General features: G+C 35.9%; 5 protein-coding genes. All 5 read left to right on the top strand.

Annotated features, from left to right (window positions below; translation table 11 throughout):
• The first annotated feature begins 48 nt into the window (after nucleotides 1-48).
• The gene (locus B0680_RS08670; RefSeq protein ID WP_143821405.1) at nucleotides 49-4896 is read left to right on the top strand and encodes a DEAD/DEAH box helicase; all 4848 of its coding nucleotides are present in this window, start codon (nucleotides 49-51) and stop codon (nucleotides 4894-4896) included.
• A 39-nt stretch (nucleotides 4897-4935) separates the two neighbouring features.
• Nucleotides 4936-6645 (top strand): ATP-dependent nuclease, encoded by a 1710-nt coding sequence (locus B0680_RS08665; RefSeq protein ID WP_158078317.1) that lies wholly within the window; start codon nucleotides 4936-4938, stop codon nucleotides 6643-6645.
• Nucleotides 6638-8023 (top strand): UvrD-helicase domain-containing protein, encoded by a 1386-nt coding sequence (locus B0680_RS08660; protein WP_078254702.1) that lies wholly within the window; start codon nucleotides 6638-6640, stop codon nucleotides 8021-8023. Before B0680_RS08665 ends, B0680_RS08660 begins: the two co-directional genes overlap by 8 nt.
• A gap of 276 nt (nucleotides 8024-8299) precedes the next feature.
• A complete protein-coding gene (locus B0680_RS08655) occupies nucleotides 8300-9487 on the top strand; it encodes an AAA family ATPase (protein ID WP_078254701.1) in 1188 nt (395 codons plus the stop codon).
• 8 nt (nucleotides 9488-9495) lie between these two features.
• A complete protein-coding gene (locus B0680_RS08650) occupies nucleotides 9496-10005 on the top strand; it encodes a hypothetical protein (RefSeq protein WP_078254700.1) in 510 nt (169 codons plus the stop codon).
• The last annotated feature ends 277 nt before the right edge of the window (nucleotides 10006-10282 follow it).

The raw sequence follows: 10282 nt of genomic DNA, 5'->3' as shown, positions 1-10282 counted from the left end.
ATTAGTTGACCACTACAAAGAGATTCAGGGACGTTATTTGAAGATTTGATGATTGTTTATTTTAAAAATGAACCGAAGTTTCAGACGGAATATCAAGATGTCTTGACCTATGCTAAATGGGTGGAAAAGTATGGCAATGAGCTTGGGCTGGATAGCAAAAAGGATACAGGAATTGATTTGGTAGCGACAACCTTTGCAGGTGAGCATCATGCCATTCAATGCAAAAATTATGTCAGTACGCACAAAATGGCAAAATCTGATATTGATAGCTTTATGAGTGCGTCAAGTAAGACGTATTTTAGTTATCGCATTGTAGTGAGTACGGTAACGGATTGGACGGACAACGCCATTGACATGGTGCAAAATCAGCAACCGCCTGTGAGTACAATCAGCTTGTCAGAGCTAGAGCAGTCGGTCGTGGATTGGAATAAGTTTTATCAAGAGCATACCGTTGAGTTGGTGGCAAAGAAACAGCCACGACCACATCAAATAGATGCGATTAATCACGTGGTCAATGGATTGGCAACGGCTGAGCGCGGCAAGCTCATCATGGCGTGTGGTACTGGTAAGACCTTTACATCATTAAAAATTGCTGAGCGTATGGCAGGCAAAGGGAAAAAGGTGCTATTTTTAGTGCCGAGCCTTGCTCTGCTTAGTCAGACGTTAAATGAATGGACTCAGCAGTCAAGCATTCCCTTGCGTAATTTTGCGGTGTGTTCTGATAGTGATGTGGGTAAAAAGAAAAAATCTGATGATGATTTGGTGATTGCCACTGTATCGGATTTGGATTTTCCTGCAACAACCAATCCAAAAAGCCTGTCTTATACACTAAAAGCTTTGCATAATGACGAACACATGACGGTGGTGTATTCAACCTATCATTCGCTAAGAGTGATTAGCGATGCTCAGATGTCATTTGGGTTGGATGAATTTGATTTGATTATCTGTGATGAAGCTCATCGTACCACAGGGGCAACTTTTGACGGTGAAGATGAATCAGCGTTTGTCATGGTGCATAACAATGACAATGTCATGGGTAAGAAACGCCTGTATATGACTGCCACACCACGAATTTATGGCGATACCGCCAAAGCGACCGAATCAGTCCAGCTGTGTTCTATGGATGATGAAAAGCTGTACGGCAAAGAGCTGTTTGTGATTAATTTTTCGCAGGCGGTGGCATTGGGTTTGCTCGTGGATTATAAAGTGGTCGTGCTTGCGGTAGAAGAAGCGGATATTAACCGCCAGTTGCAAGCGATTCTAACCAATGAAAACAATGAATTAAATGTCAGTGATGCGTCTAAGATTGTGGGATGTTGGAAAGCTCTAACCAAGCATGGCTTGGCTGAGTCTGAGAATGGATACGACCCGATGAAGCGTGCAGTAGCGTTTTGTCAGGTGATTGAAAAGGATTATAAAGGCTCTAAGCACAAAGTGTCATCAAAGCTGATTTCTGAGATGTTTGCAGAAGTGGTTAAGGAATACCAAGCCTTTGAGATAAAACAATTATTGGCAAAAGACCCTAATGCCGTGATTCCGCCACATTTGCAGTTGGCGTGTGAGTGTGAACACGTGGATGGCGGTATGAACGCCACCGAAAAACAAGGCAAAATTGATTGGTTAAAGCAGGAATTACCTGATAATACTTGCCACATCTTATCCAATGTCCGCTGTCTGTCAGAAGGGGTGGACGTACCGTCACTTGATGCGGTGATGTTTTTGACACCACGTCAGTCGCAGATTGATGTCGTGCAGTCGGTAGGACGTGTGATGCGTTTAGCTCCGAATAAAACTAAGGGCTATGTGATTTTGCCTGTGGTGATTCCAGCAGGGGTTGAAGCAGATGAAGCATTAGACCAGAATGAGCCTTTTAAAGTTGTTTGGCAGGTGCTGAATGCTTTACGCTCGCATGATGACCGTTTTGATGCGATGATTAATAAGCTTGAGCTAAATGGTCGTGATGCATCAAAAATGGAAGTGGTGGCAGTAAGCAACACCGTCACTAAGCCAACCAAATCATCAAACAAAGCCAGTCAAAAAGCCAAATCAAGCAACAGCATTGGCAAGAGCGACACATCAGCCCCAACTCAGCTTGGATTTAGCTTTGAAGTGGGTGAGATTGAAAAAGCGTTGTATGCGAAGATTGTCAAAAAAGTGGGCAATCGCCGTCATTGGGAAGAGTGGGCAAATGACATTGCTCAAATCGCCAATACGCATATTGACCGCATCAATGCCGTGCTAGAAAATCCTGCCAATGTTGAAGAGATTAAAGCCTTTAATGACTTTGCCAATGAGCTAAGAGATGACTTAAACAACAGTATTAGCAATAGCGAAGTAGTGGAAATGCTGGCTCAGCACCTTATTACCAAGCCTGTATTTGATGCTTTGTTTGATGAATATGATTTTACTGGCCATAATCCAATTTCTCGTGCAATGCAAAAAGTGCTGGATATACTTGAAAAACAGCATTTGGAAAAAGAGACTAAGCAGTTAAATAGCTTTTATGAATCTGTCAAAATGCGCGCCGAAGGTATCAACACCGCTCATGGTAAACAAAAAATCATCGTCGAGCTGTACGATAAATTCTTTAGAAACGCCTTTCCACGTATGACGAAGCGTTTGGGCATTGTTTATACACCGACTGAAGTGGTGGATTTTATCCTGCACAGTGTTGAGAATGTGCTAAACAATGAATTTAATGCAAGCCTTGCTGATAAGGGCGTGCATATCCTTGACCCATTCACGGGTACAGGGACGTTTATCACTCGTCTATTGCAAAGTGGTTTGATTCCGCAGGATAAGCTGACTGATAAATACAAACACGAAATCCACGCCAATGAGATTGTCCTGCTGGCTTATTATATCGCTTGTATCAATATTGAAGCGGTATATCATGCGATGATTGCTGATGAATACACGCCGTTTAATGGCATCTGCTTGACAGACACCTTTGAGATGTACGAAAAAGGCGATTTTATTAGCGATATTCTAGAAGATAATAGCGACCGCCGTAAACGTCAAAAAGAGCTGGATATTCGTGTCATTATCGGTAATCCGCCGTATTCTAAAGGTCAAAAATCTGCCAATGACAACAATAAAAATATCAAATACGATGTATTAGATGAAGAAATTAGAAATACTTATGCAAAATTTTCTAAATCTGGTAATAAGAGAGATTTATACAATCCATACATAAGAGCATTGAAATGGGCTAGTTTAAGAATGTCTTCAAGGGGTGTGATTGGATATATTATACCAAATGGCTTTATCGATAAAATCTCTATGGATGGGGTAAGAAAAGAATTAGAAAATTACTATTCAAGCATTTATCTTTACAATCTTCGTGGCGATATCCGAAAAAATATTTTAAGTAAAGGTAATGCCAAAGAGGGAGAAAATATTTTTGAAGAAAAATGTCAAAATGGTATAACTATCGCTATTTTTATTAAAAATGAAGATATGTCTAAATCTGCTCAACCGTGTAAAATTTATTATTATGAATGTGATGACAATATGAGTTATTTGGATAAGAAAAAACAAATTGAGCATCTACAATCAATCAAAAATATAAATTTTACTCTACTTGAACCAAATAACAATCATGATTGGGTTAATAAAAGAGATGATACTTTAGACACGTCTTTACAGATAGGCAACAAGGATAATAGTGATTCTAGCACAACTATTTTTGAAGATTATAGTCTGGGGTTAACTACCAATAGAGATAAGTATGTTTGGCAATTTTCTTCCAAAAAACTTGCTGAACATATAAGAGAATCAATTGATTTCTATAATAAATCTCGAAAAGATATATGGAGTAAGTTCAACAACCCAAGCGAAGAGGTAATTAGTGAAAATGTCCCTATTGATAAAACTAAAATAAGCTGGTCTAGAGGTTTGAAAAAGCTAATTAGAAGAAATACTGAAATTACTTTTGAAAGTCAAAACATTAGACGAGCATCTTTCAAGCCTTATTCTAAGGAATTTGTTTACTTCAGTAAGTATCTAAACGAATATACTTACCAGTTACCAAGAATTTTTGCAGGGGAAAATTTACTAATTTGCGTCTCTGGAGTTGGAACTAGAGGTGGATTTTCAACATTAATAGCAAATGTTATCCCAAATCTTCATCTTGTTGAAAATGGCCAATGCTTCCCACTTTATCTCTACGAAGAAAAGCAAAATGATAAGGCGGACGATTTGTTTGCCGAGCCGAGTGTAATGCAGTATGAGCGTAAAGATGCCATTAGTGATGCAGGGTTGGCTCATTTTGCCGATTATTATCAGCAGAGCATCAGTAAAGAAGATTTATTCTACTACATCTACGGCCTGCTCCACAGTGAAGATTATCGTGAAAAATACGCCGATAATCTCAGTAAGCAGTTGCCACGCATCCCACAAGTGAAGTCGTTTGATGACTTTATGGCGTTTAGCCGTGCTGGGCGTGCGTTGGCGGATTTGCATTTAAACTATGAATCGGTGGATATGTACACAGGTGTGAAGTTTGATACTAAGCTTTCAAGATTGGCGTTGGCGAGTCCGCAAGCGTGGGCAAACGCCAATCTTGATGATAAGGACTTCTATGTAGAGAAGATGAGATTCATCACAAGAGACGACAAATCAAAAATCGTCTATAACGGCAAAATCACCGTGACGGACATTCCTGTAGAAGCGTACGACTACGTGGTGAATGGTAAGTCTGCGATTGAGTGGGTTATGGAACGTCAAGGAGTGAAAACGGATAAGGCAAGTGGCATTGTCAATGATGCTAATGATTGGGCGATGGAGACCATGAACAATGCTCGTTATCCGCTGGAATTGCTACTGCGTGTGATTACAGTGAGCTTGAAAACCAATGAGATTGTGAAAGGCTTGCCGAAGCTCGTGGTGGAGTAAAAAATGATGAGAGTAAAATATTGATTTGTGGAGAGAATTTTGAAGCTTACCAAATTAAAAATTGTGAATTTTAGAAACTTTGATGAATGTGAAATTCAATTAGCTAATAAAAATCTTATTTTTGGTATGAATGATGTTGGTAAAAGCAATCTAATGTATGCTTTAAGATTGTTATTTGATAATAAAGTTAGAAATTATCAAATTTTTAATACCGACTTTCATCAGATGAACACGGCAAAAAATATAGAGATATCTTGTTTTATTGACATTGGTGATGACGATGAGTATTCTCAAATTTTGAGCGCATATGCTGAAAATGCCATTTTAACGGATAAGGCGGATTTTTGCATTAAATTGACTATTGAGCAATCAGATAACAATCAGTTTAATACAAATCTCTATTGGGGGACAGTTGATGAAGAGCTTATACCAATTCCAACAAAAGGAATAAATCGTACGAAATTAGATGATGTTTTTCATTGCATATTTGTCCCCGCCCACAATAATACCACAACAACTTTTAAAGATTTTAAGTACGAATTACTTAGAAGCCATATTGCCGTTGAAGAAGACAAGGAAATCAAGAATAATATTAGCAATCTTAATAAGTCTGTTAATGAAAATATTTCAAAATTATCTTCTGTCATGAACATGGAAGTGTATTTAAATAATCAGCTTGGTATATTTGATGATAACTATCAGATAAAGATACGACCAAACCATACTTTTGGTGATTTGCATAATAACTTAGATATTTACATGTATGACAAAATACTTGAAGAAAATGAAGAGCCTAGAATCTATCCTACATCGGGAGATGGTCGGATTAGAAAGGTAATGTACGCCATCATTAGTTATCTTCTAAAAGAAGGTAAAAATTCTGACGGTAAAATTCCTTTACTATTGATTGAAGAGCCTGAAAATCACCTTTTTATTTCATCACAGATTGAGCTTTCGCAAACAATTTTTAATGATGATTTTAATCCTTACTTATTCTTGGTAACGCATTCGCCACAATTATTTTTTAAAATTAGCAATGATGCAAATTTAATTAGGTTATATAAAAATAATTGCCATATTAAAGTTAAATCTGAAATCGTAAACATTGGTGGTGAGTACAACCAATTAAAAAATATTTTAATGGAGAGTCTGTCACAATGTCTGTTTGTAAATAGAGTGCTTTTGGTTGAAGGTCCATCCGAGAAATTATTATTTGAATGGGTTCTTGATACATTAGGTAAGAAAAGAGATGATATAGTAATTCAAGCTATAAATGGTATTTACTTTGATAAATACGTCAAAGTGCTACATGGTTTAGGTATTAAAATCTTACTAAAGACAGATAATGATATTGCGAAAGTGAAAAGAAAATCAGATGAGCCACAGAAGTATACGGCTTTAGGATTTAACCGCTGTGTTAAACTTAATAATTTAATAAATCCTTCTGAAAATATAGATTTGCTATGCCCAAACCATCTCAGCCATCAAGAATTTAGAGAATTTATAATAGATAATTATTCTGAGAATATAAATATCTTTAAAAATAATGGAATTTATTTATCAAATACAGATTTGGAGCATGATTTATCCGTTTGTCTTAATAGGGATGATGAGTCATTTGTTGAAAATCTACAAAAGTCAAAATGGGTGCGTATGTGTGATTTAATAAATGAGCTAACAATAGAAGATGCTAAAAAAATATATAATCACTCATATTTTAAATGTTTAAAGGATTTGGTAGATGGCTGATTTTGAATTAACACAAGAGCAGCACCTAATCGTTAATCCCCCTGAATTCGCTTCCGCAATGGTAATTGCCAAGGCGGGTTCAGGAAAGACTAACACTTTGGTTAGAAGGGCAATAAATCAAGCAAAAGATATTAAGCCATGGAAAAATATAGCTATAATTAGTTTTACTAATAAAAGTTCTCAGGATATAAGCTTAAAAGTTAAGCAATTAGGTGGAAGTCAGATTGTCACATCTACGTTTCATACATTTTTGATTTCCAATGTATTGTCTTTTGATGCCGCTTTCCGAGCTAAAGAATTTAGTTTTGATTTTAACACCAAATCGAGAGATTTGGATGAATGGATAAAGGTATTTAGAACAAATGGGATAATTACATCAAGCAATGATAATAAAGAAGATTATGTTTTCCAATACGCCCTAAAATGTTTATCTGACAATCCCTATATTGGCAAATATTTGAAAAATCGCTTTGCGGCTATTTATATTGATGAAGCTCAAGATAATAATCAACTGCAATATGATATTGTTGAATATTTACTAGAAATTGGCATTCAAGTTGTTTTAGTTGGCGACCCTAGTCAAACTATTTATGGCTTTAGAGGGGCTAGTGCTCATAAATTTGAATCCATGAAATTTAATAAACATTTTCGAAATAATATTCATGAATTGACAAGAAACTTCAGATGCCATGAATTAATATCAATGTGTGCTGAAAACTATGAAATCCCTAATCAGAGTAATACTGTTAAAGAAGATGGCACCACTTACGGTGTTTTTAAGATAAATGAAAATCAACTATCTACACTTATAAATAAACTTAATGATAACAAGGGCGAGGGTTTGACTTTTTTATTTTGGAGTGTAAGAAAAAAGAATATTTTACAGACTATTGATAGATTTAATTTAACTGTTGTTGAATTGCCCAAATTTATTAGGAGTAAATCCAGTGAACCAGAATATGAAAAAAACTTAGATTTGCTTTTTGCTCTTTATTTTGGCAATAATCAATTTGAGCATTTTTATATTCAAACTTTCTTATCTCATATAAAATTTAGAGATGCAAAAAAATTAATCAAAGAATTTAAAAATAATCTGAGTTTAGAAACTATTGATAATCTAAATACCTTTATAAAATATTTAAAAACAGAAGATTATCAGTCAATAATCAATTCTATCAGTCTGCCTGCTACCCAACAATTTTATCAACTTGATAAAACAAAGAATATTGCCATGACCATACATTCCGCAAAGGGCTTGGAATTTAGAAATGTAATTTTAATGGAAAATGACTTTTCTAAATTAAATGAAGAAAATCCACGCAATCTTTTTTATGTTGCATGTACTAGGGCTGAAAAAAGATTGTTTTTTGTTAAATAAAATTGACTCAGAGTAAGCTTATAACACTGGCTTCGCACTGACGACTTTATAATATCCCTAATGTCTCTCAGTGTGGTGTTGGTGGATGTTTTGGTGATATTTGACCATTTTGCTAGGTCGTAGCAGTTATACAATGAAAGTCATGCGATAAAAAACAGCATATACTCTCCGCACAGCTTGCGGAGAGTATATGCTGTTTTTTGTGTAAAAGTAATTGAACCCAGTTCAGTAAACCTGTATTATAAGTAGAGTTATTTTCCAACTTCTGGAATCAAAATGCTATTCACTCATCTTTATATCAACAACTTGTTTAGTTTTAAGCAAGCCAGTCTTGACTTGACTTATGCCAGACCTATTCAAAACAGCACCATCGCCAATGAGCATTTGAGCGGTAGGGCGAAGTTTTATGTGCGAAAAGTCGCTATTTTGTCAGGAGCAAACGCCACAGGCAAAACGTCGCTTGGTACATTGCTAAATTTAATCCAAAACTTTGTCGTGTTGCAAAAAAATGTTCTTGCTAATTTTCAAGAGCATATTTACCACAAAGAAAGAGAGGCACAGTTTACGGTAGAATTTGCCACACCAAAATCGCACCGCCTGCATCGCTTACAGCTTGATTTTTCACCCCTTAGCGTAAACGTGGGTTTTACTTACGCTCAAGTCGCCATTGGTAAAAATGACAGCGTTGGTAGCACTCGCAAACGCCTTGATGCTATTTGGCAGAGCAAGACCGCCATTCAAAACACACGCTATATATCCAGTGATAATACGGAAAAATACACCGTGGTATTAAGCGATTTGCTTGATGAATTAAAAAAAGAAGTCGAAAGTGGTTGGCTGTATTTATTTTCCAATAATGAATTTTCACAAAATATTAAAAATATGCCAGACACCGAGCTGATTAATACTGATGTGTTAAAAGCGATTTTGCAAACCTTTGATAAGTCTATCGTTGATGTATTGGTAAGTCGTGATGATGATGGTATTAATGGCTATAACATTAAATTTGGCAACCAAGATACCGTACTAATGGATTTGCATGGCAAAATCACCAATGCCGAACGCCTATCAAAGGGGACGTATGATGCCATTATGGTGGCTGAGTTCGTCTCTCGTGTGATAAATGATTTTAAGGAAAATCAAGTACCTAACACTTATTATCTTGATGAGAAAATGGCTTATTCTCACTCAGAGCTAGAGCAGGCGATTTTAAATCTGATTATTGAAAAATTGCAACCCGACAGCCAGTTTTTTTATACTACGCACAATTATGATATTTTAGACATGAATTTACCCATTCACAGCTATGTATTCTTACAGAAAGATGATGAGTATAGCCAATTTGTCCAACCTGAAACTATGTTCAAAAAGAACGATAGAAAGCTACTAAACTACGTCAAAAACGATGTATTTTGCACACTGCCTGACACCACGGCGATTGATGATTTGTTGTTTGATGAGTAAGGTGGGCTATGCAAAATTATCTAATTCTTGTAGAAGGGGATACCGAAGAACGCTTATTAAAAAAGCTGAATGTCATCGGCAAAATCCAAATTTTTAATTTATGGGATAAAGACGTACAGAAAATTGCAAGAAGGTTTAATTCCAATACTGCTGTGTTCGTGGTCTATGATACCGATACCGCTCAATCACAGAGCAATATCGCACGCTTTAATGCTAATCTTGCCTTTTTAAAACAAGGTGGTCGGCTCAAAGGTATTTTACAACAGACATTAAATTTTGAAGATGAATTAGTGCTTGCTTGTGACGGATTGAGAAATAGCCAAGGTTTGTTTAAAGTTTTTGGTGCGGTTAATGCTGATGAGTTCAAATACAAATTTTTAAAAAGCAGCAACCCGATTGCTTTGCTTGAAAAGCAGGGCTTTGATAAAATGAAACTTTGGAAACAGAAAGTCTCTGCCAACGTTGATGGCAATTACCATAAATACCTTGCGGATTTTAGCTGTCTGCCAGTAAGGTAAAAGTAAGGTAAAAAATGGTTTTTTATTGATAATATATATCTTGCCTGATTTTGAAGTTGTTTTACCAGTATTTGCCAATTATTCTATTTCAATCCAAATTTGTGTTTACATCTGACATAAATGGGAATACAACTACCCATGTGTAGAAAATATTATTAATAAATAATTAACTATTTATTTAATAAATATAAGTAAAAAAAATCAGTCCCAAAGGGATACATTTATTTTTGTTGGTATAATGGTTGGTATATTTTATAGCATATTCAATATTTTTACT

Origin of the sequence: Moraxella pluranimalium (assembly GCF_002014825.1) — a bacterium.
GTDB lineage: Bacteria > Pseudomonadota > Gammaproteobacteria > Pseudomonadales > Moraxellaceae > Moraxella > Moraxella pluranimalium.
The sequence above is the reverse complement of the archived record's forward strand: the minus strand, read 5'-3'. Positions and strand labels throughout refer to the sequence as shown.